The 26,823-nt window shown below is 69.7% G+C and carries 28 protein-coding genes and 1 rRNA gene; 16 read left to right on the top strand and 13 right to left on the bottom strand.

Annotation, left to right across the window (positions count from 1 at the left end):
* Positions 1–83 (top strand): 5S ribosomal RNA (gene rrf / locus ACIBI5_RS49890); the annotation flags it as partial.
* A gap of 663 nt (positions 84–746) precedes the next feature.
* On the opposite strand, the gene ACIBI5_RS49885 is transcribed toward rrf, so the two are convergent.
* Complete coding sequence (locus ACIBI5_RS49885) at positions 747–1,208, bottom strand: Lrp/AsnC family transcriptional regulator (RefSeq protein ID WP_397258166.1); 462 nt, start codon at positions 1,206–1,208, stop codon at positions 747–749.
* A 218-nt stretch (positions 1,209–1,426) separates the two neighbouring features.
* On the opposite strand from ACIBI5_RS49885, the gene ACIBI5_RS49880 reads away from it, so the two are divergent.
* Together ACIBI5_RS49880 and ACIBI5_RS49875 are read left to right on the top strand one after the other, a co-directional pair.
* Positions 1,427–2,308, top strand: a complete 882-nt coding sequence (locus tag ACIBI5_RS49880) for a phenylalanine 4-monooxygenase (protein WP_397258164.1) — start codon at positions 1,427–1,429, stop codon at positions 2,306–2,308.
* A gap of 48 nt (positions 2,309–2,356) precedes the next feature.
* The gene (locus ACIBI5_RS49875; protein ID WP_397258162.1) at positions 2,357–3,388 is read left to right on the top strand and encodes a serine hydrolase; all 1,032 of its coding nucleotides are present in this window, start codon (positions 2,357–2,359) and stop codon (positions 3,386–3,388) included.
* Between the two features lie 4 nt (positions 3,389–3,392).
* On the opposite strand, the gene ACIBI5_RS49870 is transcribed toward ACIBI5_RS49875, so the two are convergent.
* From ACIBI5_RS49870 to ACIBI5_RS49850, 5 genes are read right to left on the bottom strand one after another with little or no spacing between them, the layout of a single operon-like run.
* The gene (locus ACIBI5_RS49870; RefSeq protein WP_397258160.1) at positions 3,393–4,097 is read right to left on the bottom strand and encodes a response regulator transcription factor; all 705 of its coding nucleotides are present in this window, start codon (positions 4,095–4,097) and stop codon (positions 3,393–3,395) included.
* The gene (gene pstB / locus ACIBI5_RS49865) at positions 4,097–4,924 is read right to left on the bottom strand and encodes a phosphate ABC transporter ATP-binding protein PstB (RefSeq protein WP_221341587.1); all 828 of its coding nucleotides are present in this window, start codon (positions 4,922–4,924) and stop codon (positions 4,097–4,099) included. Before pstB ends, ACIBI5_RS49870 begins: the two co-directional genes overlap by 1 nt.
* A 19-nt stretch (positions 4,925–4,943) precedes the next feature.
* Positions 4,944–5,840 (bottom strand): phosphate ABC transporter permease PstA, encoded by an 897-nt coding sequence (pstA, locus tag ACIBI5_RS49860; protein ID WP_397258159.1) that lies wholly within the window; start codon positions 5,838–5,840, stop codon positions 4,944–4,946.
* Positions 5,840–6,781: a phosphate ABC transporter permease subunit PstC gene (gene pstC, locus ACIBI5_RS49855; RefSeq protein ID WP_397258157.1), complete on the bottom strand. Its 942-nt coding sequence runs from the start codon at positions 6,779–6,781 to the stop codon at positions 5,840–5,842. The genes pstA and pstC overlap by 1 nt, the downstream gene beginning before the upstream one ends.
* Positions 6,781–7,785 carry a PstS family phosphate ABC transporter substrate-binding protein gene (locus ACIBI5_RS49850; RefSeq protein WP_397258155.1) on the bottom strand — a complete coding sequence of 335 codons (1,005 nt, stop codon included), beginning with the start codon at positions 7,783–7,785 and terminating at the stop codon, positions 6,781–6,783. The genes pstC and ACIBI5_RS49850 overlap by 1 nt, the downstream gene beginning before the upstream one ends.
* 150 nt (positions 7,786–7,935) lie before the next feature.
* On the opposite strand from ACIBI5_RS49850, the gene ACIBI5_RS49845 reads away from it, so the two are divergent.
* Both ACIBI5_RS49845 and ACIBI5_RS49840 read left to right on the top strand, forming a co-directional pair.
* Positions 7,936–8,406 (top strand): low molecular weight protein-tyrosine-phosphatase, encoded by a 471-nt coding sequence (locus ACIBI5_RS49845; RefSeq protein ID WP_397258153.1) that lies wholly within the window; start codon positions 7,936–7,938, stop codon positions 8,404–8,406.
* Positions 8,403–9,188, top strand: coding sequence for a fructosamine kinase family protein (locus tag ACIBI5_RS49840; protein ID WP_397258151.1), 786 nt, complete (start codon positions 8,403–8,405; stop codon positions 9,186–9,188). The genes ACIBI5_RS49845 and ACIBI5_RS49840 overlap by 4 nt, the downstream gene beginning before the upstream one ends.
* On the opposite strand, the gene hisN is transcribed toward ACIBI5_RS49840, so the two are convergent.
* The gene (hisN, locus tag ACIBI5_RS49835; protein ID WP_397258149.1) at positions 9,189–10,007 is read right to left on the bottom strand and encodes a histidinol-phosphatase; all 819 of its coding nucleotides are present in this window, start codon (positions 10,005–10,007) and stop codon (positions 9,189–9,191) included.
* 94 nt (positions 10,008–10,101) lie between these two features.
* Between hisN and ACIBI5_RS49830 the strand changes: the two genes are divergently transcribed.
* Positions 10,102–10,545, top strand: coding sequence for a DUF4442 domain-containing protein (locus ACIBI5_RS49830; protein ID WP_397258147.1), 444 nt, complete (start codon positions 10,102–10,104; stop codon positions 10,543–10,545).
* Positions 10,546–10,786: 241 nt separating this feature from the next.
* Here the strand turns inward: ACIBI5_RS49830 and ACIBI5_RS49825 are convergent, their stop codons facing one another.
* The 3 genes from ACIBI5_RS49825 to aroA all read right to left on the bottom strand — a co-directional run bounded on the left by ACIBI5_RS49825 (position 10,787) and on the right by aroA (position 14,213).
* Positions 10,787–11,686 carry a zinc-binding dehydrogenase gene (locus ACIBI5_RS49825; protein ID WP_397258146.1) on the bottom strand — a complete coding sequence of 300 codons (900 nt, stop codon included), beginning with the start codon at positions 11,684–11,686 and terminating at the stop codon, positions 10,787–10,789.
* A gap of 185 nt (positions 11,687–11,871) precedes the next feature.
* A complete protein-coding gene (rsgA, locus tag ACIBI5_RS49820) occupies positions 11,872–12,915 on the bottom strand; it encodes a ribosome small subunit-dependent GTPase A (protein WP_397258173.1) in 1,044 nt (347 codons plus the stop codon).
* A complete protein-coding gene (aroA, locus tag ACIBI5_RS49815; protein WP_397258144.1) occupies positions 12,912–14,213 on the bottom strand; it encodes a 3-phosphoshikimate 1-carboxyvinyltransferase in 1,302 nt (433 codons plus the stop codon). Before aroA ends, rsgA begins: the two co-directional genes overlap by 4 nt.
* Positions 14,214–14,300: 87 nt before the next feature.
* Here aroA and ACIBI5_RS49810 point away from each other — a divergent pair, with 87 nt between their 5' ends.
* Together ACIBI5_RS49810 and ACIBI5_RS49805 are read left to right on the top strand one after the other, a co-directional pair.
* The gene (locus ACIBI5_RS49810) at positions 14,301–15,047 is read left to right on the top strand and encodes an SOS response-associated peptidase (RefSeq protein ID WP_397258142.1); all 747 of its coding nucleotides are present in this window, start codon (positions 14,301–14,303) and stop codon (positions 15,045–15,047) included.
* Positions 15,048–15,199: 152 nt separating this feature from the next.
* On the top strand, positions 15,200–15,532 hold the full coding sequence (locus tag ACIBI5_RS49805; RefSeq protein WP_184972441.1) for a TraR/DksA C4-type zinc finger protein: 333 nt from the start codon (positions 15,200–15,202) through the stop codon (positions 15,530–15,532).
* Here the strand turns inward: ACIBI5_RS49805 and ACIBI5_RS49800 are convergent.
* A complete protein-coding gene (locus ACIBI5_RS49800; protein WP_379638938.1) occupies positions 15,529–16,263 on the bottom strand; it encodes a class I SAM-dependent methyltransferase in 735 nt (244 codons plus the stop codon). The genes ACIBI5_RS49805 and ACIBI5_RS49800 overlap by 4 nt on opposite strands.
* Positions 16,264–16,516: 253 nt before the next feature.
* Here ACIBI5_RS49800 and ACIBI5_RS49795 point away from each other — a divergent pair, with 253 nt between their 5' ends.
* The 7 genes from ACIBI5_RS49795 to ACIBI5_RS49765 all read left to right on the top strand — a co-directional run bounded on the left by ACIBI5_RS49795 (position 16,517) and on the right by ACIBI5_RS49765 (position 22,993).
* Complete coding sequence (locus ACIBI5_RS49795) at positions 16,517–17,122, top strand: sigma-70 family RNA polymerase sigma factor (RefSeq protein WP_397108455.1); 606 nt, start codon at positions 16,517–16,519, stop codon at positions 17,120–17,122.
* A complete protein-coding gene (gene rsrA / locus ACIBI5_RS49790) occupies positions 17,119–17,385 on the top strand; it encodes a mycothiol system anti-sigma-R factor (RefSeq protein ID WP_184972447.1) in 267 nt (88 codons plus the stop codon). Before ACIBI5_RS49795 ends, rsrA begins: the two co-directional genes overlap by 4 nt.
* Positions 17,386–17,395: 10 nt before the next feature.
* Positions 17,396–18,334: an NAD-dependent epimerase/dehydratase family protein gene (locus ACIBI5_RS49785; protein ID WP_397258140.1), complete on the top strand. Its 939-nt coding sequence runs from the start codon at positions 17,396–17,398 to the stop codon at positions 18,332–18,334.
* 236 nt (positions 18,335–18,570) lie between these two features.
* Positions 18,571–19,920: an HD-GYP domain-containing protein gene (locus ACIBI5_RS49780; protein ID WP_397258139.1), complete on the top strand. Its 1,350-nt coding sequence runs from the start codon at positions 18,571–18,573 to the stop codon at positions 19,918–19,920.
* Positions 19,917–21,179 (top strand): HD-GYP domain-containing protein, encoded by a 1,263-nt coding sequence (locus tag ACIBI5_RS49775; protein WP_184972453.1) that lies wholly within the window; start codon positions 19,917–19,919, stop codon positions 21,177–21,179. The genes ACIBI5_RS49780 and ACIBI5_RS49775 overlap by 4 nt, the downstream gene beginning before the upstream one ends.
* 176 nt (positions 21,180–21,355) lie before the next feature.
* Positions 21,356–22,738 carry an acetyl/propionyl/methylcrotonyl-CoA carboxylase subunit alpha gene (locus tag ACIBI5_RS49770; RefSeq protein ID WP_397258137.1) on the top strand — a complete coding sequence of 461 codons (1,383 nt, stop codon included), beginning with the start codon at positions 21,356–21,358 and terminating at the stop codon, positions 22,736–22,738.
* Between the two features lie 42 nt (positions 22,739–22,780).
* Positions 22,781–22,993 (top strand): biotin/lipoyl-binding carrier protein, encoded by a 213-nt coding sequence (locus ACIBI5_RS49765; RefSeq protein WP_397258135.1) that lies wholly within the window; start codon positions 22,781–22,783, stop codon positions 22,991–22,993.
* On the opposite strand, the gene ACIBI5_RS49760 is transcribed toward ACIBI5_RS49765, so the two are convergent.
* Positions 22,983–23,363, bottom strand: coding sequence for a thioesterase family protein (locus ACIBI5_RS49760; RefSeq protein WP_397258133.1), 381 nt, complete (start codon positions 23,361–23,363; stop codon positions 22,983–22,985). The two genes, ACIBI5_RS49765 and ACIBI5_RS49760, sit on opposite strands and share 11 nt — an antisense overlap.
* 239 nt (positions 23,364–23,602) lie before the next feature.
* Between ACIBI5_RS49760 and ACIBI5_RS49755 the strand changes: the two genes are divergently transcribed.
* Positions 23,603–25,168 (top strand): protein kinase, encoded by a 1,566-nt coding sequence (locus tag ACIBI5_RS49755; RefSeq protein ID WP_397258131.1) that lies wholly within the window; start codon positions 23,603–23,605, stop codon positions 25,166–25,168.
* A gap of 5 nt (positions 25,169–25,173) precedes the next feature.
* Here ACIBI5_RS49755 and ACIBI5_RS49750 read toward each other — a convergent pair whose 3' ends face one another.
* Positions 25,174–26,820 carry an acetolactate synthase gene (locus tag ACIBI5_RS49750; protein ID WP_397258130.1) on the bottom strand — a complete coding sequence of 549 codons (1,647 nt, stop codon included), beginning with the start codon at positions 26,818–26,820 and terminating at the stop codon, positions 25,174–25,176.
* Positions 26,821–26,823: the final 3 nt, after the last annotated feature.

Genomic DNA, 26,823 nt, shown 5'->3' with positions numbered 1-26,823 from the left:
ACATTCCGAACCCGGAAGTTAAGCTTCTCAGCGCCGATGGTACTGCACTCGGGAGGGTGTGGGAGAGTAGGTCACCGCCGCACAAACACGTATGCACGATGAAGGGGTCCAACCTTAGGGTTGGGCCCCTTTTTCGCGTTCACCCCACCACACAACACGCAACACGACCTTCGTGCGCGCCTCCCAGCACACCACCCCCGCCTGCACCTTCCACCCCCGCCTGCGCCTCCACCACACCACCCCGTGCGCGCCACCGCCCCCGCCTGCACCCTCCACCCCCGTCTGCGTCTCCATCCCCCCTCGTGCGCCTCCACCACACGACCCCCCTCGTGCGCCTCCACACGCCAACCCGCCAGCCGGGCCTGGCCACCCCGCCCTGCGGCCACCTTGCCCCGGACGAGGTGGCCGCACCGCCCCGGCGAGCGCCCGCCGGCCCCACCTCGCCCTCCCCACCCACATCGCCGCCCTCCCCACCTCGCCTCGACGCCCACCCACCCCTCGATGCCCCACCCTCGACGCCCACCCATCCCCCGCCACCTCCCCGACGCTTGTCCGGCGCTTGTCCGGCGCCGGTGCGACGAACACCCCCACGGGCGCGAACGGCGCAACGCGCACGGCGCTCGGGTCCGTCTCGTCGCTTGTCCAGCGCCGGTCCTGGGAGAGCTCGGGCGGGTGTGTTGGGCCGGGGCGGATCCGTCGTGGCATTCTGCATCCCCGCCGCCCCGGTGGGACGGATCCTTCTTGGGTTATGGGGTTGCTGCTGTGTTGAGGAGGGGCTCTATGCGGAACGGGATCTGCGTGGAGAGGGCGATGGTGGAGTCGGTGCGTTGGACGGCGGGCGAGGCCAGGACTGTGGCGATGATCTCCTGGAGGTGTTCGGTGCTTTTCGCCACCACTCGGCACAGCAGGTCGTGCTGGCCGCTGGTGCCGTGGACCTCCAGGATCTCCGGGATCTCGTGCAGGGCCTCTACGGACTCGGTCAGCCGGCCCTGGGCTATCTGGAGCCACACGAACGCCAGGATCGGGTAGCCGACCCTGGCGGGTTCGACCGTGGGGCCGAAGTCGGTGATCACGCCGCGGGTCGTCAGCTTTTCCACGCGGGCCTGGACGGTGCCCCTGGCCACCCCCAGGAGGCGGGCCAGTTCGGTCAGGCCGATGCGGGGGTGTGCCCGCATGGTCGTCAGCAGGCGGGCGTCCAGTTCATCCATGCGTCTACCCCTGTGCGATACGACCAGGGATCGAGGCCGTCCCTGTATGAGGCGGAGCCTATCTGGCGTTGGGCTGTACGTTTCGGCCAAGGGTGGCACGACCTATGCGCTGTGCGGAATGACTAGCTTCCGCAGATCATGGCGGGCGATTTGAGGCGGATCGTGCAGTCCAACTGCTCGCTCTTGCCAGCGAATCAGGAAATTGCTGTCATGTGCACATGTTCGAGGAAGCACAGTACTTCGCCCCGGTCGAGACGCAGGGGGATGGCTCGGTCGTGGTCGAGCTTGCGCAGTCGCATCCGGGGTTCGCCGATCCGGTCTACCGGGCGCGGCGTAACGCGATCGCGGGGCTGGCCGTGAACCATCGGCGGGGGATGCCGATTCCGGCCGCCGAGTACACCGAGGAAGAGCACGGCATCTGGGCGCTGGTCGCGGGGGAGCTGGCCGTCAAGCACAAGCGCTACGCCACTGAGGAGTACCTGGAGGGAGCTGCTCGGCTCGGCCTGCCGTATGAGCGGATTCCGCAGTTGGAGGAAGTGAGTGAGCTGCTGGAGCCGCTCACCGGGTTCCGGTATCTGCCGGCGGCGGGGCTGGTGCCGCTGCGGGAGTTCTATGGGGTGCTGGCTGATGGGCTGTTCCACTCCACTCAGTACATTCGGCATCATTCTGTGCCGTTCTACACGCCTGAGCCTGATGTCATCCATGAGGTGATCGGGCATGCCAACGCGCTGGCGAACGATCGGTTCGCGGCGCTCTACCGGCTGGCCGGGGATGCCGCGCGGCGGGTCGAGGGGGACGAGGCGCTGGAGTTCGTGTCCAAGGTCTTCTGGTTCACGATGGAGTTCGGCGTGATGGCGGAGCGGGACGAGCTGCGCGCCTATGGGGCGGGGATTCTGTCGTCCTATGGGGAGATCGAGGAGTTTCGCGGGATGCGGATCCGGCCGCTCGATCTGCGCGACATGGGGCAGACGGAGTACGACATCACGAAGTACCAGGATGTCCTGTTCCGGGCGGAGTCCATGCGGCATCTGGAGGACGTGGTCGGGGAGTTCTGGGCCACCTGCGACGACGACTCGATCGCGAAACTTACCCACGTCTAGCAGTCCCCGTGATTTATCACGATAATGCGTGACAAATCACGGGGGAGAGTGGGATACGTGTGGTGGCGGGTGTTCGCGGCCTCCGCGCTCGTCCTGCCCACCAGCCTGTACGGCCTGCCGCCCGTCAACCACAGATCACCCGCCCGGCAACCACACACGGCCCGAGCCGCCCCGTTGATCGGCCCCACCCGGCCGACCACCGAAGAGGATCACGGCACGCCACCGGACGGCACCCAAGCGCCGCCGCCGGACGGAACCTGGGAACCACAGGCCACGCCGCCGGACGGAACCCGGGCCACACAGGCCACGCCGCCGCCCAAGGAAGGCACGGACGAGCATGAGCCCAAGCCGCCCCCACTCAACCCCAAGGCGATCACCAAGCGGCTGAACCGCTACCTGGCCGGCCGTCCGGGTCCGGTCACCGCCACCGTCAAGGACCTGGCCACCGGCCGCGTCTACCGCTACCACAAGGGCGAGCGCCTCATCACCGCCAGCACCGCCAAGGCGCTCATCCTGATGGCCCTGCTCCGCAAAACCCCGTGGCGCAAACTGGACAAAGCCACTCGCCGCGACGCCGACATCATGATCCGCTACAGCGACAACCACGCGGCCGACCGGCTGTGGACACGCATCGGCGGCGCCGCCGGCTTCACGAAGGCGGCCAGGAAGTTCGGGCTGCGGCACACGAGCGGTGTGCCCGGCGACTGCCTCGACCTGTACTGCTGGGGCATCACCAGGACCTCGGCCGACGACCAGGTCAGGCTCATGAACGCGCTGGTGTCGAAGAGGAGCCCACTCCCGGAGAAGGAGCGCGAGCGAGTGCTCAAGCTGATGGGCGCGGTGATCGACGGCCAGAACTGGGGCGTGAGCGCGGGCGCGTGCGAGGGCCAGCGGACAGCGCTGAAGAACGGCTGGCTCAAGCGGGTCTCCACCAAGCGCTGGGCCGTGGTCAGCGTGGGCCTGATCGGCAGAAGGTACGCGGTGGCGGTCCTGACCGAGGGCAGCCCGCAGGTGGGCGACGGCATCGCCATGGTCGAAGGCGTGGTCACCCGGATCCTGCGCTCATTCAGGAAGTGCTAGGAAGCTAAGGCGTCACCAGGCGATAGCCCACACCTCTGACCGTCTGGATGAGCTGGTCGTCCTCGTCGCCGAGCCGTGCGCGCAGCCGTTTGACGTGGACGGCGATGGTGTTGGTGGACGTGGCGTCGGTGGCGTTCCACACGTGCCGCATGATCTGCTCGCGCGTCACCGTGCGGTCCGCGTTGCGCATCAGGTAGTGCAGCAGCTCGAACTCACGCAGCGGCAGGTGTACGGCCCGGCCGCTCACCCGCACCTGGTAGGCGCGTACGTCGAGCTCCACCTCACCCACCCGCAGCAGCGTGCGCGACTCCGGAGAGGCGGCCTGCACGAACGGGAGCAACTCCAGCACCCGGTACGGCCGGGCCACACAGGCCGCCGCTCCCGCCGCCAGAGCCTGCACCGCCTGCTCGGCATGCCCTTCGCCGACGCCGAGCAGTACGGGAACGGCTCGCGTCAGCCGTACTGCTCGCACGAACTCCACGGCGCTGATGACCGGCAGGGTCGCCGAGACCAGCACCACATCGGGCCTGAGAGCTCCAGCTTGGAGCAACGCCTGCGCGCCGTCGCTGACTCCGGCGACGGTCACGCCCTCGCGTTCGAGCGCGGTGGCCAGCTCCTGGACGATGCTCTCGTCGGGATCGGCCACCAGCAGCACGGGCGCCGTACGAGTGTCCCCGTGCACCTCGGATGCCGTCTGCTGGTGGGCCATCAGCCGAATCGTCCGGTGATGTAGTCCTCGGTGCGCTTGTCAGAGGGATTGGTGAAGATTCGGCTGGTCTCGTCGAACTCCACCAGGCGGCCGTGCCGTACGCTCTGCTCGTCCACTTCGGCGGTGAAGAACGCCGTGCGGTCGGACACGCGTGCGGCCTGCTGCATGTTGTGCGTCACGATCACGATCGTGTAGTCGCGCGACAGCTCCTGCATCAGATCCTCGATCTTGGTGGTGGCGATCGGGTCGAGGGCGGAGCAGGGCTCGTCCATGAGGATGACCTCGGGCCTGACCGCGATCGCGCGGGCGATGCACAGTCGCTGCTGCTGGCCACCGGACAGGGACAGGGCGTTCTGCTTGAGCTTGTCCTTGACCTCGTCCCAGAGGGCCGCCTGGGTGAGCGCCTGCTCGACCAGGTCGTCCATCTTGCCCTTCATGCCGTTGACGCGGGGGCCGTAGGCGATGTTGTCGTAGATCGACTTGGGGAAGGGGTTCGGCTTCTGGAAGACCATGCCGATTCGGCGGCGTACCTCGATGGGGTCGACGTGGTCGCCGTAGAGGTCCTCGCCGTGGTACATGATCGAACCGGCGGCACGGGCGCCTGGGATGAGGTCGTTCATCCGGTTGAAGCAGCGCAGCACCGTGGACTTGCCACAGCCGGACGGACCGATCATGGCGGTGATCTCGCGGTTGCCGATGGTCAGGTCGACTCCGCGGACGGCCTCGTAGTCGCCGTAGAAGACGCTGAGATTCGAGACGGTGAACACCGGGTCCAGAGCCTCGATGTTCCGGGGGGCCTCCGGCCCGCGAACGGTGATGTTCGGCATGATCTCGGTCATTTCTTCCTTACCACCGCTTCTGGTAGCGGTTACGGAGCCAGATGGCCGCTGAGTTCATCAGCAGCAGGATCGCGAGCAGGACCACGATGGCCGCCGCGCCCACGACCTGGACCTCGGGACGAGAGTTGGTGATCAGGTTGTAGATCTGGACCGGCAGGACGGAGAAGCTGCTGCTCAGCCCGTCAGGGTTGAAGCGGACCAGCGTGGCCGCACCGAGCAGCAGGAACGGCGCCGCCTCGCCGATCGCGCGAGACAGCGCCAGGATGGAGCCGGTCGCGATGCCGGGCACCGAAGCCGGCAGCACCTGCCGCCAAATCGTCTGCCACTGCGTGGCGCCGAGGGCCAGCGAGCCCTCGCGGATGGACGGCGGCACCGCCTTGATCGCTTCGCGGGCGGCGATGATCACGATGGGCAGCACCAGGAGCGACAGCGTGATCGCACCGGTGATCACGCTCGGGCCGAGGCCGAAGCCGCGGGAGATGACGCCGAGACCGAGGATGCCGTAGACGATCGAGGGGACCGCCGCCAGGTTGGCGATGTTCAGCTCGATCAGCCGGTTGTACCACTTGGTCTTGTCGGCGTACTCCTCCAGGTAGACCGCGGCGAGCACACCCGTGGGCAGTGCCATGATCGCGGTCAGCGCGACCACCCACAGCGTGCCCATGATGCCGGACAGCACACCGGCCGTCGCGGCGTTGACCGACCGCAGCGACGGGAAGTTCTGGATGAGGTTCAGGTCGAGACGCTGCCAGCCCTGCGTCACCACGTAGACGAGCAGGACCACCAGGAAGATCATGGCGATGCCCAGGCTGGCGAGCAGAGCGATCCGGAACAGGTGCTCCTTGACCGGTCTGCCCTGGCTGGCCAGCCGTACGGTCGAGGCAGGCGTGGACAGGATTGCCATCAGTCGTACACCTCGCGGTACTTCTGCACCATCCGGGCGCTGAACCAGTTCATCGCGAAGGTGATGATGAACAGCAGCGAACCCACGGCGAAGATCGTCTTGTAGGGGATCGAGCCGGTCGAGAGGTCGCCGGCGCCGGCCTGGGCGATGAAGGCCGCCATGGTGGCCATCTCGTTCGTCGGGTCGAAGGTGAAGATCGACTTGAAGCCGCCCGCGACCGCCACGATCATCGTCTCGCCCGCGGCGCGGGAGATCGCCAGGATGACCGCGGCCACGATGCCGGAGAACGCCGCGGGCACCACGACGCGGACCGAGGTCAGCATCTTCGAGGCGCCCAGCGCGAAGGAACCCTCGCGCAGGCCGTTCGGCACCGCCGCCATCGAGTCCTCGGCGAGGGAGGCGACGATCGGGATGATCATGATGCCGACGAGCAGGCCGGCCGAGAGCGCGTTCTTCGCCTCAAGGTTCAGGAAGGGGAAGACGTCCTTCAGCAGCGGAGTGAGGAAGGACAGCGCGAAGTAGCCGAAGACGACGGTCGGCACACCGGCCAGGATCTCGAGGACCGGCTTGAAGAACTTGCGGACGCCCGGCTTGGCGTACTCCGAGAGGTAGATCGCCGCGGCGAGGCCCAGCGGCACCGCCACGATGACGGCGATCAGCGTGATCTCCAGCGTGGCCACGACGATCGGCCAGACGCCGAACGTGGCCGGCTTGATCAGCGGGCCCCAGTTGGTCGAGCCGAAGAACTGGGCGAGGCTGACCTCTCCGAAGAACTCGATCGTCGGCTCGACGAGCGAGTAGATGATGCCGACCGTGGTCGCGATGGAGACCAGCGCCGCCGCAAGAAGCAGCGCCTTGACGATCGCCTCTCCGTAACGCGGGCGCGACCGCGCCAGGGACCTTCCGGTCCCCGGTGCGGTCGCCCGGTGCTGTGCAGCCATCAGCCCGCCTTCAGCGCCGTGATGTCACTCTTGAGCTTGGCCTCCTGCTCGGCGTTGAGCGGGATGAACTTCGCCTCCTTGGCCAGCGAGCCGATGTTGGCGCTCAGGTAGTCGAGGAAGCCGGCGACCTCGGGCCGCTTCACGGCCGCGGTCGACGGGTAGACGAACAGCGAGCGAGCCAGCGGGGTGTACTTGCCACCCTGGGCGGCCTCCACGCTGGGGGCGACGCAGCCGCTGCCGGAGTCGATCTCCACGGCGGTCAGCTTGTCCATGTTCTCTTCGTAGTAGGTGAACCCGAAGTAGCCCAGGCCGCCCTTGGCGCCGGCGACGCCGTTGACGATGTCGTTGTCGTTCTCGGAGGGGCTGTAGTCCTTGCGGCTCGCGCCCTCCTCACCGTTGATCTCGTCGGTGAAGTAGTCGAACGTGCCGGAGTCGGCGCCGGGGCCGTAGAGCTTCAGGGCCTCCGCGGGGAACTTGGCGTCGACGTCCTTCCAGGTCTTGACCTTGCCCTCGGCGGCGGGCTCCCACATCTTCTTGAGCTGCGCCGTGGTCAGGCACTTGGCCCAGGTGTTCTCCTTGGGCACCACGACGGTCAGGGCGTCGGTGGCCACCGTCAGTTCGGTGAACTTGATGCCCTTGCCCTCGCAGAGGGTCTTCTCCTCGTCCTTGATCGGGCGGGAGGCGTTGGAGATGTCGGTCTCGCCGGCGCAGAACTTCTCGAAGCCGCCACCGGTGCCCGAGGTACCGACCGGAACCTTGACCTGCGGCTGCTCCTCGCCGAACGCCTCGCTCGCAACCGAGATGAGCGGGGCGACGGTGCTGGAACCGTCGATCTTGATCTCGCCGCTCAGGCCCGCGGGGGGCTCGGAGGCGCCGGCCGAAGAGGGGGCGGAGGCCTCGGGGCTGGTGGCCGCTGTGTTACCGCCGCCGCCACAGGCCGCCGCGAGGGAAACGACGAAGGCGGCCGTCGCCACCGCGCTGAGGCGGCGCTGTCCACTGGTCACGGTTTGTGTCCTTCTCGTATGGAGATCCTTGCTTGCTACGTGACCGATAAAACTTGGGGAAAGTGAACGGAAATGAAACGAGTCGTGACCGGCGACGGAAGTCGTGCCTCGCCTCGTGTGAATAGCTCCTCAAGCGGCATGCTTGACCCCATGACCTACCGCGTATGCCTGGTGTGCATGGGAAACATCTGCCGCTCGCCCATGGCCGAGGTGGTCCTGCGGGCCACGCTGGCCGAGCACGGACTGGACGAGGTGGTGGTGGACAGCGCGGGAACCGGTGACTGGCACGTCGGCGGGCCCATGGACCAGCGGGCCGCGCAGACGCTGGCCGAGCGCGGCTACGACGGTTCCGCCCATCGGGCCAGGCAGTTCACCGGGGATTGGTTCGGCCGTTATGACCTGGTCCTGGCCATGGACACGGCCAACCTTCGGGCGCTCAGGCGGCTCGCGCCCGCCGGGCGGGAGGTCAGGTTGTTCCGCTCGTTCGACCCGTCCGCGCCGGCGGAGGCGGAGGTGCCCGATCCCTATTACGGTGGCCAGGATGGCTTCGACGAGGTGTTGCGGCAGGTCAAGGCGGCTTCGGAAGGGCTTGCCAAGCACTTGGCCGACGAGCTCCGGTGAGGGTGGTCGAGCGGCTCGGCTCCTCGCACGGATGGCGGTTGGAGCGGGGTTTCCTGGCCGACGGGCGCGAGGTCTTCGCCAAGTCCGGAGTTGTTTCCCCTTTGTTCACTTCCGAGGCGGCCGGACTGCGGTGGCTGGGCGAGGTGATCGACGTGCCCGAGGTGATCGAGGCGGGCGCGGACCGGCTCGTGCTGTCCTGGGTACCGACCGAGCCGCCCACACCGGACGCGGCCGAGCGTTTCGGGCGGGGGCTCGCGCGGATGCACCGCGCCGGGGCCGACGCCTTCGGCGCGCCGTGGCCGGGATTCATCGCCGAGCTCCCGATGGACAACTCGCCCGCGCCCGACTGGCCCGCCTTCTACGCCGCGCGCCGCGTTCTTCCCTTTGTACGGCGGGCCGCCGCGTTGACCGCCGAGGACAGAGACCGGCTGGAGCGGTCCGTGGCGATGTTTCCGGAGATTTCGGGGCCGGTGGAGCCGCCGGCGCGGATCCACGGCGACCTGTGGGGCGGGAATCTGCTGTGGTCCGGCGGGACCGGGGTGCTCATCGACCCGGCGGCACATGGCGGACACCGGGAGAGCGATCTGGCCATGCTGGCTCTGTTCGGCGTGCCGTACCTGGACCGGATTCTTGGGGCCTATCAGGAGGAGCACCCGCTCGCGGACGGATGGCGGGAACGGGTGCCCCTGCACCAGTTGCATCCGCTGCTGGTGCATGTCGTGCTTTTTGGCGAGAGCTACCGGGGACAGCTGATGCGCGCTGTGGATCGGCTTCTGGGCTGATCAGGCGTTGAGGTGGTTCAGGACCGTGTCGTGGAGCGCGCCGTTCGTGCACACGAGGCTGCCGCCTTCGAGGCTGGGCGCGCCGGCGACGTCGCTCCACCGCCCGCCGGCCTCCTCGACGATCACCGTGAGCGCCGCCATGTCCCACGGAGACAGCTCCGGCTCGGCCGACAGGTCGACGGCGCCCTCGGCGACCATCATGTGTGACCAGAAGTCGCCATACGCCCTGGTACGCCAGCAGGCGCGGTTCAGGTCGAGGAAGTTGTTGAGCTTGCCCTGCTTCTCCCAGCCGCCGAAGCTGGAGTAGGAGAACGAGGCGTCGCCCAGATCGGTCACCGCCGAGACCCGCATGCGGCTGGCCTTGGTGAGGCTCTTGCCGGTCCACGCGCCGCCGTCTCTGGCCGCCCACCAGCGCCGGCCGAGCGCGGGCGCCGAGACGAGCCCGACGACGACCTCGCCGTGGTCCATGAGCGCGATGAGCGTGGCCCAGACGGGCACGCCGCGTACGTAGTTCTTGGTCCCGTCGATCGGATCGATGATCCACGATCGGGCGCCCCAGCCGGTCCGCCCGAATTCCTCGCCCACCACGGCGTCGCGCGGACGGGCCCGCCGCAGCGTGCCGCGGATCGCCTCCTCCACCGCACGGTCGGCGTCGCTGACCGGCGTGAGGTCCGGCTTGGTGTCGACCTTGAGATCGACCGCCTTGAACCGCCGCAGGGTCATGTCATCGGCGGCGTCCGCCATGACGTGCGCGAGGCGTAGATCGTCGTTGTAACCCGTCACGATGAGCCACGCTACCGTGCCGGGCACACGCCGCATCAGAGGCCGATTCCCCCTTTCTTGCTGACATTCCCCACCATTTGCCGCAACTCTGGACGTGGCTTCATGTGTTACTGGTGAGTAGCATTGCGGCATGTCTTTTGATGTGGGCGCTTTCATGCTCCAGACCGTGCCGTTCGCGAACACCCTCGGGGTCGTCTTCGACAAGGTGAGCGACGGGTACGCCCTGTGCCGTCTGCCGGACCGTGCCGACCTGCACAACCATGTGGCGGGACCGCATGCCGGGGCCCTGTTCACGCTGGCCGAGTCGGCGTCCGGGGCGGCCATGCTGTCGGCGCTGGGCGACCAGTTGTCGCGCGCGGTGCCGCTGGCGACCGGGGCGACCATTCGGTACCGGAAGCTGGCGATGGGCGAGGTGACCGCCGAGGCGCATCTCCAGGTCGAGCGGTCCGAGGTGGTGGGGCGGTTGGACGCGGGGGAGCGGCCGGAGTTCGAGGTGGCGGTGGAGCTCAAGAACGCCGAGGGCGTCCTGGTCAGCGAGATGACCGTCTCCTGGACCCTCCGCCCCAACCGCTGACCCCGCTACCACCACCCCATGAGCCCCACGCGCTGGGCCCAGCGGCACCCACCCCGTGGCCTCCGCCCGACCAGGGGCTCTCGCCTCAGCCAGGACGCTCGTCACCCGGTCCCAGGCGCCGGCCAGGCGAGCTGACACCCCGGGGCGCAACCCCTGTGGTGGGCTCCTCGTGCGGCCGCCGGTGCTCGTCGCGGGGTCGGGTCGTGGCTCGCTCGATGGGCGCTTCGGCCCTTCCGGGTGATCAGGGGAGGGTGAGGACGGCCTTGCCCCGGACTTCGCGGGACAGCAGGGCCTCGGCCGCGACGGTGGCCTGGTCCCACGGGCCGCGCCAGCCGATCTCGACCTCCAGCTCGCCCTGCTCCAGGAGCGCGAGGAGATGGGCGAGGTCCGGGCCGAAGGGCGCGCTGACGTTGAAGTTCTCGATCCGGCCGCGTGCCGAGGCCGAGCCCGCCCGTTCGAAGTCGATCAGCGTCGGCTGTTTCGCCGCCCGGCCGATGGCCTGGACGACGCCGTCGTCCTCAAGCCGGTAGAACGCCTCGGCCAACTGCTGGCCGCCTACGGTGTCCAGCACGCCGTACACGCGCTCGGTCAGGTCTGCGGGGCCGCTGACGATCTCGGCGGCGCCCAGCGCGCGCAGGCCCTCCGCACGGGCCGGGCCGCTCGCCGACGCGATCACCCGCGCACCCTCACGAGCGGCCAGTTGTACGGCGAAGCGCCCCACCCCGCCCGACGCCCCGGTGACCAGGACCCGCCGCCCGGCGATCGGGCCAAGCCGACGCACGGCCTGCACGGCTGTCACCCCAGCCACCGGCAACGCCGCAGCGACCCCCAGATCCACAGAATCGGGAACCACCGCGAGCTCAGCGGTGTCCACGGCCCGCAACTCCGCCCAGGCCCCCGACCAGTCAAAGCTCACGACCCGGGTGCCGACGGCCGGCCCCGATCCGTCGGCGGCCGCCCGCACGACCACACCCGCGGCGTCCCACCCGGGCACCCGCCGCGACCGAGGATCGTGGTAGGCCACCTCACCGAAGTTGAGCGACACCGCCGACACCCGGATGAGCACCTGAGACGCGGTGGGCACAGGCTCGGCGACGGTGGCGATGGACAGTTCCGGCTGGAAGATCAGCGCTTTCATCATGCCGAGAACCCTGCCACCCACCCCTCACGACCCACGCACACCCCACGCACGACCCGCCGACCTCCACGACCCGCCCGAGCGCTGGCCCGCACGGTGGGCCGCCCGTGTCCACCCCGTCGGCCAACAGACACCCCACCCACGCCCTTGGCGGCTCTGGTCCGGCCTCTGTCCCCGCGAGAGCGGAGTTACTCGGCGGAGGGTTCGGGGTCGCGGGTGGCGAGGAGGCGGCGGAGGCTGTCGAGGCGGGCCGGGTCGGCGTGGCCGTCGGCGACCCAGGCGTCGAGTGCGCAGTCGGGGCCGCGGTGGGTGCAGCCCTTGGGGCAGTTGACGGTGACCTCGATGAGGTCGGGGAAGGCGGCCAGCACGGTTTCCACCGAGATGTGGGCCAGGCCGAAGCTGCGTACCCCGGGCGTGTCGATGATCCAGCCGCCCTCGGGCAGCTCCAGCGCCACGGCGGAGGTGGAGGTGTGGCGGCCGCGGCCGGTCACGGCGTTCACGTGGGAGACGGCCCGGTTCGCGTCCGGGACCAGGACGTTGACCAGGGTGGACTTGCCCACGCCTGAATGGCCCACCAGCACGCTGACGCGACCGGTGAGGTGGTCGCGCAGTTCCTCCAGTGAGCCGCCCTTGTGGACGACCACGTGGGGGACGCCGAGCGGTTCGTACAGGGAGAGCAGCTCGTCCGGCGGCGCCAGGTCCGACTTGGTCAGGCACAGCAGGGGCTCGATGTCGGCGTCGAAGGCCGCCACCAGGATGCGGTCGATCATGCGCGGCCGGGGTGGCGGCTCGGCCAGGGCGGTCACGATGACCAGCTGGTCGGCGTTGGCCACGACCGGGCGCTCGATGCCGTCGGTGTCATCGGTGTCGTCGGCGGAACGGCGCAGCATCGAGGTGCGGGGTTCGACGCGGACGATGCGGGCAAGGGTGTCGGGTTCGCCGGAGACATCACCGACGATCGCCACCCGGTCACCCACGACGATGCCCTTACGCCCGAGTTCGCGCGCCTTCATCGCGACCACCAGACGGCGAACGGGCTTGGCCTTCCTACGCCCCCGGCCCCCGGACGCGGCGGGCGCCGCCTCCACCAGCGTCGTGTAGCGGCCCCGGTCGACGGCGACCACGAAGCCCTCGACGGCGTCCTCGTGGGCAGGACGAATCCGGGTCCTCGGCCGCGAACCCTTACCCGGCCTGACCCTGACGTCGTCCTCGTCGTATTCCCGCCGCTTCAGCGGTCTACTCCCCCCAGCATCTCCCCCCACATGCGGGTGAACTCCGGCAGGGTCTTACCCGTTGTCGCGATGTTCTCCACTTCGACGCCGGGCACCGCCAGCCCGATGACCGCTCCGGCGGTGGCCATGCGGTGGTCGGCGTAGCTGTGGAAGACACCGGCGTGGAGCGCGCGCGGCCGTACGATCAGGCCGTCGTCCGTCTCCTCCGCGTCGCCGCCCAGGCGGTTGATCTCGGTGACGAGCGCCTCGATGCGATCGGTCTCGTGGCCCCGGATGTGCGCGATGCCGCGCAGCCTGCTCGGCGTGGTGGCCAGGGCGGCCAGCGCGGCGATCGTGGGCGTCAGCTCGGACACGTCACGCAGGTCGGCGTCAATACCGATGATCTGCCCGGCACCGGCGCTGGTGAGGGTGAGAGCGGCCACGCCCTCGCCGGTCGGCGTCAGTTCGATGGTGGCGCCCATCCGGGTGAGCAGGTCGCGCAGGACGTCGCCCGGCTGGGTGGTGCGCAGCGGCCAGTCGGGGATGGTGACCGAGCCGCCCGCGACCATGGCGGCGGCCAGGAACGGCGCCGCGTTGGACAGGTCGGGCTCGACGGTCGTCTCCCGTGCCGCGATCGGGCCCGGGGCGACTCGCCACACGTCGGGTTCTGTGTCGTCGACGCCCACGCCCGCCGCCCTGAGCATCTGGACCGTCATGAGGATGTGGGGCTGCGAGGGGACCGGCGGGCCCGCGTGCCTGATCGTGACGCCCTTTTCGAAGCGGGCCGCCGCCAGCAGCAGTCCTGAGACGAACTGGGATGAGCCCGACGCGTCTATCGTCACCTCGCCGCCGCTCAGCGGGCCTCGGATGGTGAACGGCAGCGCGTCGTTGTCGATCGATGCCCCGAGGGCGCGCAGCGCGTCGAGGATCGGACCCATCGGGCGCCTGCGGGCGTGGGCGTCGCCGTCGAAGCGCACCTCGCCGTCGGCCAGCGCCGCCATCGGAGGTACGAACCGCATCACCGTTCCGGCCAGGCCGACGTCGATGCTCGCGCCGCCGGTGACGGGGCCGGGGGTGACGCGCCAGTCGATGCCCGCCGCGGTTTCGGCCACGGTCTCGAAGCCCGCTCCGAGCGCGCGCAGGGCCGCCACCATGAGGTCGGCGTCGCGGCTGCGCAGCGCCTGGCGGACCAGGCCCGGACCGTCGGCGAGCGCGGCCAGCAGGAGCGCGCGGTTGGTCACCGACTTGGAGCCGGGCAGGGCGACGGTGGCCACGACGGGAGCGGTCGCGACCGGGGCTGGCCAGTGCTGAGCGGGCATGGTCAAAGACTACTGGCAGCCGGTACGGCAGGCCGCAGCCTGTGGATGGAGCGCGAACGCCGCCCCCGAACATGGCAGGGTGGTGCTATGTGCGGTAGATACGCCTCGGCGCGGAAGAAGCACGAGCTGCTGGAGGAGTTCCAGGTCGAGCTCGACGCCGAGCCCGACAAGGAGCTGAGCCCCGACTACAACGTGGCCCCCACCAAGCAGGTCTACGCGGTCCTGAGCCGCGTGCCCGAGGAGGCCGAGCGCGCGGTCAGGCAGTTGCGGGTGGTCAAGTGGGGTCTGGTGCCCGTATGGGCGAAGGACCCCTCGGTGGGCTCCCGGATGATCAACGCGCGGGCCGAGACGCTGGCCGAGAAGCCGGCCTACAAGCAGGCCTTCGCCAAGCGCCGCTGCCTGATCCCGGCCGACGGGTACTTCGAGTGGATGCCGGTCGAGGGCGACAAAAAGAAGAAGCAGCCCTACTTCATCCATCCCGAGGACGGCGGGGTGCTGGCGATGGCCGGGCTGTACGAGTTCTGGAAGGACAAGACGCGCGCGGACGACGACCCGCTGAAGTGGCTGGTCACCTGCACGGTCATCACGACGGACGCCGAGGACGACCTCGGCCACATCCACGACCGGATGCCGATGATGATCGAGCGGGAGCGGTGGGCGGAGTGGCTGGATCCGAAGCTCACCGACACCTCGGCGGCCCAGGGGCTGTTGATCCCGGCGCAGTCAGGCCGGCTGGTTGCGTACCCGGTGTCCACAGATGTGAACAATGTCCGGAACAACGGGCCGGACCTCATCAAACCCCTGCCTGACCCAGGAGAAAGCGGACTTTTCTAGAAGGTGTAAGAACCTCGCCAAGTGGGCATCCGGTGGAAAAGCGATGCGACCGTTCACTCGGTGTCACCGCGACATTCACCCCCTATTTGCGCAGGGCGGGACCACCGGGGAGTCTCGCCAGGCTCCCCTCACCTGCCCGGAGGTGCGGATTCGTGGACCACACGACCGCTCGTGAACGCCTGGACAGCATGCTCGCCGAACTCGACCGCTCCATCAGGGTCCTGACCGGCGAGCCCGTCGCCGTGCGTGAGCGTTCGGCGGCCGACGCCGGGTCCGATCTCACCGAGGCCGACCGCGCCCAGGCCATGCTCGACGTGGCCGTCGCGCAGCGCCGCGCCGTCGTGAACGCGCTTAGGCGCATCGACGACGGCGTCTACGGCGAATGCGTCGACTGCGGCAAACCGGTCCCGGAAGGACGCTTGGAGGCCCGCCCAGAGGCCGCCCGCTGCGTGCAGTGCCAGTCGAAGCAGGAGCGGCGCCGCTAGGACTTGCGGGCGCTGGCCACCAGGTGGATGCCGACGGTGTCGTCGTCGTCGGGGTGCGCCTCCAGTTCGGTGCGCACCAGCCAGGCCAGCGACCGGGAGTCGGAGCCGAGCACGTGGTCGACGGTCGAGGGGGACAGGACGGTGCGCGGCCGTACCCACTCGACCTCCAGGCCCGCGCCCATCAGCAGCTCGCGCAGCTGACCGCTGCTGAAGCAGCGGGTGATGCCGCCGTCGGGCCAGGGGACGAGCATGACCTCGCCCGTCTGGCGCAGGTGCTGCCACTGGCCCTGCTCGGCCAGGATCGCCATGCCCAGCACCAGCGAGTCGACGCACAGCAGCGCGCGCCCGCCGGGGCGCAGCACGCGGGCCACGTCGGACATCGCCGACTCGGCCATGAGCTCCACCGACATGGCGCGCTCCTCCGCGAGCACCGCGTCCACGCTCTCGTCGGGCAGGAAGGACAGATCGTCCGAGCGCACCTGGCGGACTCTGACGTCGCGCAACCTGGCCTGATCGGCGGTTCTGCGGAAGTCGACGACCTCGATCACCTTGTGGCCGGCGCGCGCGGCCTGGCCGGACCAGCGTCCGCGCCCGCCGGACAGGTCGAGGATCACCGAGGGCTGGCCGGGAAGCCACCTGCTCAGCTGTTCGGCGACGACCGCGCGATAGAACGTCCAGTACGGCCCGAGGGTCCCCGAGCCGTTCAGTTCCTCGGCCGGAATGGGCAGCACACGCGACTCCTGGGTTGCGGGACAATGGCTACCAACCGGTACGTATTCATCTTCCCCGCACCGGGTTGTTCGTCACCTTCTATCTTGCGGGAACAGACGCGGGCGCGGGTGGGTTGAGTCGAGCATGCTCGCAGTTGCAGGTCGTCCACAGCCACCGTCACCCGGCCCCAGTGACCGGCGACTTGGTGCCAAGCAGGTATTCTCCCCTGAGTACGGTGTACCGCAGCAGCCGGCCACCGGTGATCTTAGGGGGGTGGGTCCGGTGCCCGCGACAGGCGCGGAGACTCTGGAGCAGCGCAGTGAGCGGTTCGAGCGCGACGTCATGCCGTATCTCGAGCAGCTCTACTCCGCCGCGCTCCGGATGACCCGGAACCCGGCGGATGCGGAGGACCTGCTTCAGGAGACCTTCGCCAAGGCGTTCGCCTCGTTCCATCAGTTCCAGGAGGGCACGAACCTCAAGGCGTGGCTCTACCGGATCCTGACCAACACCTTCATCAACAGCTACCGCAAGAAGCAGCGGGAGCCGAAGCAGTCGGGCACCGAGGAGATCGAGGACTGGCAGCTCGCGCGCGCCGAGTCCCACACCTCGTCCGGCCTGAAGTCCGCCGAGGTGGAGGCGCTTGAGCACCTGCCCGACGGCGACATCAAGCAGGCGCTCGCGGCGCTGCCCGAGGAGTTCAGGATCGCGGTCTACCTCGCCGACGTCGAGGGGTTCCCCTACAAGGAGATCGCCGACATCATGGGCACCCCGATCGGCACCGTGATGTCCCGGCTGCACCGCGGCCGCAGACAGTTGCGGAGCCTGCTCGAGGACTATGCTCGCGACCGTGGCCTTGTCCCTGCGGAGGGGTCGAAATGAGCTGTGGCAACCCGCATGACACCGACTGTCGTGAAGTGCTGGACAAGGTCTACGCCTACATCGACGGAGAGCTCGGAGAGGGCGACTGCGTCGACATCCGGGTGCACCTCGACGAGTGCGACCCGTGCCTCAAGGAGTACGACCTCGACAAGGTCGTGAAGCAGCTCGTGGCCAAGCACTGCGGTTGCGATCCGGTGCCGGCCGATCTCAGGTCCAAGGTGCTCGGCCGTATCGAGCAGGTCCGGGCGGAGCTGTCCGACTAAGATCTTCCCCATGCGCGTGGTGGTCACCGGAGGAGCCGGTTTCATCGGGTCGAATCTCGTCGACCGCCTGCTGGGTGACGGCCACGACGTGGTCGCCGTGGACGACTTCTCCTCCGGCAGCCGTGCCAACCTGGCCGGCGCCCTGGCGCATGAGCGCTTCCGCCTGTGCGAGCTGGACATCCGCGACCCTGCGATGATCGCGCTGGGCGCGGAGTGGAAGCCCGAGGTGATCTGTCACCTGGCCGCGCAGATCAGCGTCCGCAGGAGCGTGGCCGACCCGGTGCACGACGCGCGGGTCAACGTCGAAGGCACCGCGTCGGTGCTGGCCGCCGCGCGCGAGGGTGGCAGCCGCAAGGTGGTGTTCGCCTCCTCCGTCGCGGTGTACGGCCGGCCGCCCGCGATCCCGGTTCCCGCCGACGCCCCGGCCGACCCCCGCTCGCCGTACGCGGCCTCGAAGCTCAGCGCCGAGACGTATCTGTCGACCTTCCACGCTCTGTACGGCCTGGAGTACACCACGCTCGTCCTCTCCAACGTCTACGGCCCGCGCCAGTCCCCCGACGGCGAGGCCGGCGTGGTCGCCATCTTCACCGACGCCCTGCTCAACGGCGTGCCCACGGTCCTGTACGGCGACGGCACGCAGACCCGCGACTACGTCTTCGTGGACGACGTGGTCGACGGCTTCGTGCGCGCGTGCGGCGCCGACGGCAACGCGTGCCGCTTCAATTTGGGCACCGGCATCCAGACCACCGACCGCCGCCTGCACTCGCTCATCGCCGACGCGGTGGGCGCCCATGACAAGCCGGGCTTCGCGCAGCCCAGGCCGGGCGACCTGCCGGCCATGGCCGTGGACCCGGTGCCCGCCTACGACGGGCTGTCCTGGCAGCCCGCGAGTGACCTCGCCAGTGGCCTGCGCGCCACAGTCGAGTGGAGGCGGAGTTGCCGCAGGTAGTGGCTTGATTACGCTTTGCTTGCGATTCTCGACTCCGCCCGTTTCAGCACGTCAACTTCTGTAGCGTGAATCACAGAATTCGACGTGGAGGAAGTGGATGTTGAAGGTTTCGACCGCCCGGCTGATCACGGCGCTCGTGCTGATCACACCGGTCGTTCTCCTCTTGGCGACCGGCGGGGGCGGTGGCGCCCTCCCGCCCGGAGTCTCCTGGACCTGAGCTCCAAAGGGGAGCCGCAATGCGTGATCTCTCGTGGCCTGCGAAGGTCTATCTGTTCGCCGTGATCGGCGCGGCGACCGCGCTGTTCGCCCACAGCCTGATCACCAAGGGGCAGCTGGTCGCCTCGGAGAGCCTCGGCATCCTGCTCGTGCTCGCGCTGCTGTTCCTGGTGTGCGAGTCGATGCCGACGCTGCTCAACGTGGAGCAGTTCGCCGTGTCGGTGAGCTTCTCCGCCGCGCTGGCCGCGGTGGTGCTCATCGGAATGGAGGGCGCCGCGCTGGTCGGCCTCACGGCGGTCCTGAGCGTACGGCCCGGCCTGCCGTTGATCAAGCGGCTGTTCAACGGCGCCCAGTTCGCCCTGTGCGGTTATGCCGCCGGCTGGGTCTACCAGCAGTTAGGCGGAGTCTCCGGGGTCCCGCAGGTCAACGCGTTCGACGACCTGATCGGCCCCTACGCGGCGGCCACGGCCGTCTTCGTGCCGCTCAACATCGTGCTGACGCTCACCATGATCTCGCTGGCCACGCAGGTGAGCGCGGGCGAGGTGCCGATGCGGGGCATGGTGCAGTTCCTTCTGACCTATCTCGGCTACGGCACGTTCGGCCTGCTGGTGGCGGGACTGTGGGCGACGATCCAGTCGATCTCGGCGGTGCTGGTGCTGCTGCCGCTGTTCGTGGCCAGGTGGGCCTTCGGCCAGTACCACGCGCAGCAGCGCTCTTACGACGCCACGATGGCCGCGCTGTGCCAGGCCGTCGAGACGAAGGACTACTACACCCGCGGCCACTGCACCCGCGTCTCGCTCGCCTCCACCATGATCGCGCAGGAGATCGGCATGGGCATGGACCGGCTGCGGGCCATCCGCTACGCCGGCATGCTCCACGACGTCGGCAAGCTGGGCGTGCCCACGAAGGTGCTGCAGAAGGAGGGCCCGCTGACCGAGGAGGAGTTCGCCGCGATCCAGCTGCACCCGATGCGGGGCCTGGAGATCGTACGCGGCATCGACTTCCTCGACGAGGCCTTCGCCGGGATCATGCACCACCACGAACGCCATGACGGCAAGGGATACCCGATGGGGCTGGCCGGGCCGGAGATCCCGGAGTTCGCCCGGGTCATCGCGGTGGCCGACGCGTTCGACTCGATGACCTCCGACCGCTCCTACCGGGGCGCGCGCCCGGTCGAGGTGGCGGTGGGCGAGTTGGAGCGGGGCGCGGGCACCCAGTTCGATCCGGTCATGGTGGCGGCGTTCATCAAGGCGCTGGAACGCAACCCGTGGCAGCCGCAGCGCCGTGTGGAGCCGCCGCCCGAGGACGCCGCCACGATCAAGGACCACGACGACCCGACCATGCCGATCCAAGTAGTGACGGGCCAATGAAACGCGCCTTTCAGGGCCTGGACTCCGGGCAGTTGTTGCTGATCTGCGCCGCCGGGCTGGTGGCCGTGGCGGGGGTGGCCCACACCGCGGCGGTCGGGCTCGACCGTCCGGAGGTGGCCATCGGCTTCGGCGCGCTGATCGCGGTCGGCGAGCTGGCCCGGCTGACCATGCCGGGCAACAGGGAGGTGGCCCCGATCGGCGCCGCCGCCGCGCTCGGCTACACGCTCCTGCTCGACCTGGCCACCAACCCGCTGCGTCACTCGGCGCTGCAGGTGGTGGCGGTGATCGCGGTCGGCATGATGGCCGGTGCGCTGCCGCATCTGGCGGTGGGCCGGCCGCCGCGCCTGGACGCGATGGCCAGGCGGCTGCTGACCGGCGCGTTGCTGGCCTTCGCCTTCCGCCCGCTGGCCGGCACCCTGCACGAGCTGACGCTGGGCGATCGCGGCACCTGGTGGCCCGCGCTGACGGTGATGGTCACGCTGATCGCGCTCACCCTCGGCATCGACGTGCTGATCGCCGCGATGCTCCGCGCCGAGCAGGTGCGCACCGCGTTCAAGGTGGCGGTCAGCGACGAGGTCCGCACCGCCTTCCCGCTGGGCGCGGCGGTCGCCGCCTCCGGCGTGCTGCTCGCGCTGGCCTCCCACAGCATGGACCTGGTGGCGCTGGTCGTCTTCGCCGCGCCCCTGCTGGTCACGCAGGTCGCCTTCCGCAAGTACGCCGGCATCCGCGCCACCTACCTGCAGACGGTACGCGCGCTGTCGCGGGTGACCGAGGTGGGCGGCTACGTCGAGCCCGGCCACTCCCGCAGGGTGAGCCGCCTGTCAGTGGCGATCGGCCGCGAACTGGGCATGTCCGAGCCGGAGCTCCTGGAGCTGGAGTACGCGGCGCTGATGCACGACATCGGCCAGCTGTCGCTGCGCGACCCGATCCCGGGCGGCGCGACCGTGCTGACCGATCCCGAGCAGGCCAGGCGGATCGCCGAGCTGGGCGCGGAGGTCATCAGGCAGACCGGCGTGCTGGACCGTGTGGCCGACGTGGTGCGCCGCCAGTGCGACCCGATCGACGAGGATCCGCCGCTGTCGAGCCGCATCATCAAGGTGGCCAACGCCTACGACGACCTCGTCGGCGGCTCCACCGACCGCGACCGCGCCGGCGCCGCACTCGAACGGCTGCGCCTGGCGGGCGGCTCCGAGTACGACGCCGCCTGCATCGGCGGGCTGGCCCGCGTGGTCGACCGGGCGCCTGCCCACCGGATTTAGGGGGGTCGGGACGGAGATCAGGAGGGTTTCCGGCCTCGTACAAAGCGGCGGGCCGTTCGGGGCGACATAGCGGTCCTCTTGCCCCTCTCCTTTGTGTGGTTCCTACAGAACACCCTCCCGGGATCGATGGTTTTGCGGGGAAGGGGTGGCTGAGGGCGCGGTCGTAGGGTTGGCGCGTGCTTACAGCGACCCTGGGGACCCTGGGACCCGTTCTGATCGCCAACAGAGGTGAGATCGCGCGGCGGATCAACCGCACGGTCCGGCGGCTGGGCCTGCGCGCCGTCGCGGTCTACTCCGAGGCCGACGCCGATCTGCCGTTCGTCACCGAGGCCGACGAGGCGGTGCCGCTCGGCCCGGCCAATCCCGCGCAGTCCTATCTCGACGTGGACAAGGTGCTCGCGGCGGCCCGGCTGACGGGGGCGCGTGCCGTACATCCGGGATATGGCTTTCTCGCGGAGAACGCGGCGTTCGCCCGCGCGGTGACCGAGGCCGGGCTGGTGTGGATCGGACCCGCGCCCGAGGCGATCGAGCAGATGGGCGACAAGATCAACGCGCGCAACCTGATGGAGGCCGCCGGTGTGCCGGTGGCGGCGGGCACCCGCGAGCCGGCCACCGATCTCGAGCGGGCCGTGACCGCGGCCGCCGAGATCGGCTATCCGGTCATGGTGAAGACGGCCGGCGGCGGTGGCGGCATCGGGATGAGCGTCGCGCACGACGAGAAGGGGCTGGCCAAGGCGTTCGAGCAGGCGTCCAGGGCGGCGGCGCGCTTCGCCGGCGCGGCCACGGCCGGTGGCGAGGGCGACGTGCCGGCCGGTCCGGCGATCCTGCTGGAGCGCTACATCGAGCGGGCCCGCCACGTCGAGGTGCAGATCCTCGGCCTGCCCGACGGCCGCGTCGTGGCGCTGGGCGAGCGCGACTGCTCGGTGCAGCGCCGCCACCAGAAGGTCGTCGAGGAGTCCCCGTCGCCCGGCGTCACGCCCGAGCTGCGTGAGCGCATGCTGGCCGCCGCGGTGCGGGCCGGCGAGGCGGTGGGATATCTGGGCGCTGGCACCGTGGAGTGCCTGGTCGACGCCGACAAGCAGGACTTCGTCTTCCTGGAGATGAACACCAGGCTCCAGGTGGAGCACCCGGTCACCGAGCTCGTCACCGGCCTCGACCTGGTGGAGCTCCAGCTGCGGGTGGCCGCGGGCGAGAACCCCGAGGTAGGCCCGGAGCCGCGCGGCCACGCGATCGAGTTCCGCGTCTATGCCGAGGATCCCAAGCGTTTTTTCCCCGGACCTGGAAAGATCACGGTCTGGCGGGAGCCGGCCGGCGCCCGGGTCGACTCCGGCTACGTGGAAGGCAACACGGTCACCCCGTTCTACGATCCCCTCATGGCCAAGCTGTGCGTGTACGGCGACAGCCGCGCGCAGGCCATCGAGCGGGCCAAGGACGCGGTCGCCGGGTTCGCCGTCGAGGGCCCCAAGAACAACCTGCCGTTCTGCGCGGAGCTGCTGGACAACGCGGAGTTCGTCAGCGGGGACTATGACACGGGTCTGGTCGGGCGTATGCGTGCATAACGCACGTGACATGGTTGGATCGTCAGGAAGAGGGGAGCACCCGTGGCCGAGGTACACGCGGAGATGGTGGCGAACGTCTGGAAGGTCGTCGTCAAGGAGGGCGACACCGTCGAGGACGGCGACACGCTGGTCATTCTCGAGTCGATGAAGATGGAGATCCCCGTCCTCGCCGAGGACCCCGGCGTGGTGGTGGCGCTCAAGGTCGCCGAGGGTGACGTGATCCAGGAAGGCGACCTGATCGCCGTCATCGAGTAGCGCGCTCGATGAACCGTTCGCGGTCGACGACGACCCGCTCGATGGTGCCCTGACCGACCAGCGTGGTGCGGTCGCGGGCGACGAAGCTGAAGACCAGTCGCCGGCCGTCGACTTCGGTGAGCTCGGTGGTGATCTCGACGTGGGTGCCGACCGGGCTGGCCGCCAGGTGTTCGAGCTGGACTCGGGTCCCGACTGACGTCTCGCCCGCGCCCAGATGCGGGCGTACGGCCTGCACCGTGGCCATCTCGGCCAGCGCGAGCAGCCGCGGCGTGGCCAGCACCGGCACATCGCCGCTGCCGATCTTGGTGGCGGTGTCCTCACGCTCGACCATGATGAGCAGCTGAGACCGGAGGCCGGGAGCGAGCGTCATGGCCTCAGCCTACTGGTGGTGCGGATGGCACCGGTGGGGCCCGGATCTCCGGGAAACGCGGACAAGGTCCATCAGAAGGCCGCAGGATAGGGTTTGTACGGCTTGTGGCATATGAGTGGCGTGTGGGACGCCAGGGTCATACACTCTCGAAGTTCCGTGACCTCTGTGTTACCCCGCTGCGACACAAGTTCGCTTTGTTGGTGTCTGGGGTTGGAGAGGCAGGGGGTACCGGGGGAGACATGGTCGCGCAAGGGACGACGCTGGCGGGGAGGTATCGCCTCGACACCCGCATCGGCGCCGGTGGCATGGGCGAGGTCTGGCGTGGCGAGGACATCGTCCTCGCGCGAACCGTCGCCGTCAAAGTGCTGCTCCCAGGTCGGATGGACGACCCCGGCTTCGTGGCCCGCTTCCAGGGCGAGGCACGAGCCATGGCCACGATCAACCACCCGGGCGTCGTGGACGTCTACGACTACGGAGTCAGCGGCGACACCGTCTACCTGGTGATGAAGTTCGTCGACGGCGAACCGCTCGACCGCCTGTTGATTCGCCTCGGCCGCATCGCGCCCGAGCCGGCGATGGAGCTCATCGCGCAGGCGGCCTCCGCGCTGCAGGCCGTACACGACCAGGGCATCGTGCACCGGGACGTGAAGCCGGGCAACCTGATGGTCCAGCGCGACGGCACGCTCGTGCTCACCGACTTCGGCATCGCCCGCTCCGACCTGGCCAACCGGCTCACCGACGCCGGCATGGTGCTCGGCACCGCCGCCTACTGCGCGCCCGAGCAGGCCGAAGGCGCCCCCGTGACCCCCGCGGTCGACATCTACGCGCTCGGCGTGGTCGCCTACGAATGCCTCGTCGGCCAGCGCCCCTTCGACGGCGACAGCGCGGTCACGATCGCGCTCAAGCACATCAGGGAAGCTCCGCCACCCCTGCCCGCCGAGATCCCGCCGGCCGTGCGCGCGCTGGTGGAGAAGGCGCTGTCCAAGGACCCGGCCAGGCGTTTCGCCAGCGCCGCCGAGATGAGCCGCGCCTCCCGCCAGGTCGCCGCCGGCGAGGTGCCCGACGTGGTCACCGGCGCGACGATGGCGCCGCCGGTCGAGGCGTACCAGACGGGAGCGGTCCAGGGGCCGCCCGCCCCGCCCTCCGACGACAACACCACCGTCGCCCAGCCGCGCCGCGGCAACCGGCGCGCCGCCAAGGCCCGTCGCAGGGGCGGCCTGGTCGCCGCGATCGCGGTCGCCCTGGTACTCGGCGTGGGCGCGGGCGCGATCGCGATCACCGGGATGACCACGGACGGCGACCCGGAGACGCCCGCCACCCGGGTCGGCTCCGAGGTGACCACCACCAAGCCCTCGGCGCCCAAGAACACCAGGACCAAGCACCGGCCCGTCACGACTCCTCCCGAGGAGCCGACGCGCCAGCCGACCAGGGCTGAGCCCACCGAGGACCCGGAGCCGACCAGGACGCCAGACCCGACGAAGACGCCCACGACCACGCCGTCGGCCACGAAGGGCACCAAGACGCCGTCGCCCACTCCGGCGATCAAGAAGCCGGTGCCGGGAGTGGTCAACATGAAGTACCCGGACGCCCGTAGGATCATCACCTCCGCCGGGTTCACCGTCCGCGTGGACGACCAGGAACGCGGCCAGTTCCCCGAGCGCTGCCTGACCGTGGTCGAGCAGAGTCCGGGCGCCGGCGCCAAGCTGGAGCTGAAGAAGGTCGTCCAGCTGACGCTGGTCAACACCGAGCTCTGCTCCCCGACGCCGACGCCTTCCCCGACGCCGACGCCGAGCCTCAAGCAGTAGCCGCCTCAGACCCCCGTGGTGTTGCGGGGGTAGGCGATCTGCGGGTCCGTCGCGATGTTCACCATGTACGGCACGCCGGAGTCGAAGGCCCGCCGCAGCGCGGGACCGATCTCCGACGGCCTGGTCACCAGCTCGCCGCCGCCGCCCAGCGCCGTCACCACCTGGTCGTAGCGGGTCTGCGGCCGCAGCTCGGCGGCCACGTCGTAGCCGTAGAGCATCTGCATCGGGTGCTTCTCCAGGCCCCAGATGCCGTTGTTGCCGCAGATCATGACGACGGGCAGGCCGTGCCGTACCAGGGAGTCGACGTCCATGAGGGAGAAGCCCGCGGCGCCGTCGCCGAGCAGCAGCACGACCTGCGAGGACGGGCGGGCCAGACGGGCGGCGATCGAGTAGCCGAGACCGGTCCCCAGGCAGCCGTACGGGCCGGGGTCGAGCCAGTTGCCCGGCTGCTTCGGCTCCACGTACTTGCCCGCGTAGGAGACGAAGTCGCCGCCGTCGCCGATCACCACGGCGTCGTCGGCGAGGATCTTGTTCAGTTCGCCGTAGATGCGCATGGGGTGGATCGGGTCGGAGCCGGCGGCCAGGAGGTCGGCGTCGGCGGCGACGGCCGCGGCCGCGGTCTCGGCCAGCCTGGCGGTCCAGGGGGCGTAGCGGGCGGGCTTGATGTCGGCTTCGCCGCATGCCGTACCCAGGCTCCAGAAGACCACCGACAGGTCGCCCGCGGCCGACGCGGCCGGTTGCATGTGGGTGGCGAGCTGCGACGGCGCGTCCACGATGTGCACCACGCGCGCCAGCGAGGTGCCGTTCTTGCCGCCGAACCAGCCGTAGCCCAGGCGGAAGTCGAGCGGGGTGCCGACCACGATGACCAGGTCCGCCTCGCCGAACGCCTGTCCGCGGGCACGCGTGACCAGCAGGTCGTGGCCGGCGGGCAGGATGCCGCGGCCCTGGCCGTTGAGGATCACCGGCAGCTTCCACGACTCGGCGAAGTCGCGGGCCGCCTCCTCGGCGCGGTCCATCCACACGTCGGAGCCGAGCACCAGCACCGGCCGCTCCGCCTCTCCGATCAGACGGGCGATCGTCGCGACGTCATCCGGGTCCGGCTCCAGCGGCGACGGGGTCTGGGTGTCGGCGGCGTGCACGGGTGAGGGGGAGAACAGGTGGTCCATGGCGAAGTCGATGAACACCGGGCCGCGGTGCGGCGCGATCGCCGTGCGGAAGGCCATCTCGACGTCCTGGCCGATCGAGTCGGGGCCGGTGGCGGTGAAGGCCAGCTTGGTGATCGGTTCGAGCAGGGGAGGATGGTTCAGCTCCTGGAGCGCGCCGCTGCCCCAGCGCGACTGCGGCGCCCGGCCGCCCATCACGACCAGGGGCGAGCCGTTGAAATGCGCGGTGGCGACGCCGCTGACACCGTTCGTGATGCCGGGGCCGGCGGTCAGCACCGCCAGGCCGGGCTTGCGGGTGAGCCTCGCCGTGGCCTCGGCGGCGAAGACGGCGCTCTGCTCGTGGCGTACGTCGAGGATCCGCATGTCCTCGTGCACCGCGCCGTCGTACAACGGGAAGACGTGGCCTCCGGAGAGGGTGAACATGGTCTCGATGCCATAGGCCTTGGACACGGCGACGGCTGCGTCACCGGCATGCTTCGCGGACTCCATGCC

Origin of the sequence: Nonomuraea sp. NPDC050540 (assembly GCF_044457485.1) — a bacterium.
Taxonomy (GTDB): domain Bacteria; phylum Actinomycetota; class Actinomycetes; order Streptosporangiales; family Streptosporangiaceae; genus Nonomuraea.
This window is presented reverse-complemented; position numbering and strand designations above follow the sequence as displayed.